This window comes from Mycobacterium sp. (genome assembly GCF_035570115.1).
Taxonomy (GTDB): Bacteria; Actinomycetota; Actinomycetes; order Mycobacteriales; family Mycobacteriaceae; genus Mycobacterium.
On record NZ_DATMLH010000231.1, the window covers coordinates 1 to 2,987 of the forward strand.

Consider the following 2,987-nt stretch of genomic DNA (forward strand, 5'->3'; position numbering starts at 1 on the left):
GATTTCACGTCGTCATGCCTGCTAACAGGGAATATCGTTACCTTTGCTAACGTAGTAGTCATTAGGCGCAGCGTTGCGCCACCAAAATTTCCTGATTCAACAAGTTCCGAGGTTTCCTTATGTCGATTGACACCCAAGAACGCCTAGAACGTCGCATCGAAGAGTTGGCCGCCAACGACCCGCAGTTCGCCGCCGCGCGGCCCGATGAGGCCGTCAGCGCCGCCATCCAGGACGCCGGGCCGCGACTCCCGCAGGTCGTGAAGGCGGCGCTGGAGGGCTATTCCGACCGGCCGGCGCTGGCTCAACGCGCCGTCGAGCTGGTCAAGGACCCGCAGACCGGTCGCACGTCGGCCAAGCTGCTCCCCTGGTTCGACACCGTCAGCTATCGCGAGCTCGCCGACCGGGTCGACGTAGTGTCGCGCACATTGACTGACGGCGCCGATGGCACTGTGGCAGCCGGTGACCGGGTCTGCGTGCTCGGCTTCACCAGCGTCGACTACACCACCATCGACATCGCGCTGGGCCTGATCGGCGCGGTGTCAGTCCCGCTGCAGACCAGCGCGGCGATCGCCCAGCTGCTCCCGATCATCACCGAGACCGAACCCAGCGTCGTCGCCGCCAGTGTCGACTACTTGTCCGATGCGGTCGACCTGATCCTCGCCGGTTCTGAGGCAGGCCACACGCCTCGACGGCTCGTCATCTTCGACTACCGCACCGAGGTGGACGACCACCGCGCGGCCCTGCAAACCGCCCACGAGCGGCTGGCCGAAACAGGCATTTGCATTGCGACGCTGAACGAGGTCCGCGAGCACGGCGCAGCACTGCCGGCGGCGCCCCGCATCGCCCAAGACGCAGAAAACACACCCGACCCGCTGGCGCTGCTGATCTACACCTCGGGCAGCACCGGTGCGCCCAAGGGCGCGATGTACCCGCAGAGCAACGTCGCCAAGATGTGGAACCGGTCGACCAAGAACTGGTTCGGGCCCAGCGCCGCGTCGATCAGCCTGAACTTCATGCCGATGAGCCACGTCATGGGCCGCGGCACGCTGTACGGCACGCTCGGCAACGGTGGCACCGCCTACTTCGCCGCCAAGAGCGACCTCTCGACGCTGCTCGAGGACCTGCGGCTGGTGCGGCCGACCGAGCTGAACTTCGTCCCGCGCATTTGGGAGATGCTCTACAGCGAATACCAGAGTGAGGTCGGGCGACGGACCGCCGAAGGCGCCGACCGTCAAACCGCCGAATCCCAGGTGCTGAACGAGCTGCGCCAGGAGCTGCTCGGCGGGCGCTACATCGTGGCGATGACGGGCTCGGCACCGATCTCTCCTGAATTGAGGACCTGGGTCGAGTCGCTGCTCGAGATGCATCTGTTGGACGGCTACGGCTCCACCGAGGCCGGCATGGTGTTGTTCGATGGCGTAGTGCAACGGCCGCCGGTCATTGACTACAAGCTGGTCGACGTTCCGGATCTGGGCTACTTCGCCACCGACCGGCCATACCCGCGGGGTGAGCTGCTGCTGAAGACCGGCAACATGTTCCCCGGCTACTACAAGCGGGCCGAAACCACCGCCAACGTGTTCGATGCCGACGAGTACTACCGGACCGGTGACGTCTTCGCGGAGGTAGGTCCCGACCGGCTGGTCTATGTCGATCGCCGCAATAACGTCTTGAAGCTTGCGCAGGGCGAGTTCGTCACGCTGGCAAAGCTGGAGGCGGTGTTCGGCAACAGCCCGCTGGTCCGGCAGATCTACGTCTACGGCAACAGCGCGCAGCCCTACCTGCTCGCGGTTGTGGTGCCGACCGAGGATGCGTTGGCCGGCAACGATATTCAGGCTCTCAAGCCGCGGATCGCCGAGTCGCTGCAGAACGTCGCGAAAGAGACCGGCCTGCAGTCCTACGAGGTGCCACGCGACTTCATCGTCGAGACCACGCCGTTCAGCCTGGAGAACGGTCTGCTGACCGGGATCCGCAAGCTGGCGTGGCCGAAGCTGAAGCAGCACTACGGCGAGCGTCTGGAGCGGCTCTACGCCGACTTGGCGCAAGGTCAGGCCGACGAGTTGTCCGAACTGCGCCGCAGCGGTGCGCAGGCGCCGGTGCTGCAAACGGTCAGCCGGGCCGCGGCCGCCATGCTGGGTTCCGCCAACTCCGATCTGACGCCCGATGCCCACTTCACCTATCTGGGTGGAGACTCGTTGTCCGCGTTGACATTCGGCAACCTGCTGCACGAGATCTTCGACGTCGACGTGCCGGTGGGTGTGATCGTCAGCCCGGCCAACGACCTGCAGGCCATCGCCGACTACATCGAGGGCGAGCGACAGGGCACCAAGCGGCCCACTTTCGCGGCGGTGCATGGCCGCGACGCGGTCGAGGTGCATGCTGCCGACCTGACGCTGGACAAGTTCATCGACGAGGCCACCCTGGCCGCCGCGCCTGGACTGCCCGGGCCTGCCAGTGAGGTGCGCACCGTATTGCTCACCGGCGCAACCGGATTCCTTGGCCGCTACCTGGCGCTGGAGTGGCTGGAGCGGATGGACTTCGTCGACGGCAAGGTGATCGCCCTGGTGCGGGCCAAGTCCGACGAGGACGCGCGCGCCCGGCTGGACAAGACCTTCGACAGCGGCGACCCGAAGCTGCGGGCGCACTACCAGCAGCTTGCGGCCGACCACCTCGAAGTCATCGCCGGCGACAAGGGCGAGGCCAACCTCGGCCTCGACCCGCAGACCTGGCAGCGGCTGGCCGACACCGTCGACCTGATCGTCGATCCTGCCGCCCTGGTGAACCACGTGCTGCCCTACAGCGAGCTGTTCGGGCCGAACGCGCTGGGCACCGCTGAGCTGATCAAGATCGCGCTGACCACCAAGATCAAGCCGTACACGTACGTGTCGACGATCGGCGTGGGCGATCAGATCGAGCCGTCAAAGTTCCTCGAGGACGCCGACATCCGGGTCATCAGCCCGACTCGCAAGATCAACGACAGCTATGCCAAC

1 protein-coding gene is annotated in these 2,987 nt (G+C 65.7%); it reads left to right on the forward strand.

The genetic code is table 11. The features are described 5' to 3' along the window. Positions 1-119: 119 nt before the first annotated feature. A partial coding sequence (car, locus tag VNW74_RS20640; protein ID WP_325680217.1) for a carboxylic acid reductase occupies positions 120-2,987 on the forward strand: 2,868 nt, incomplete at its 3' end.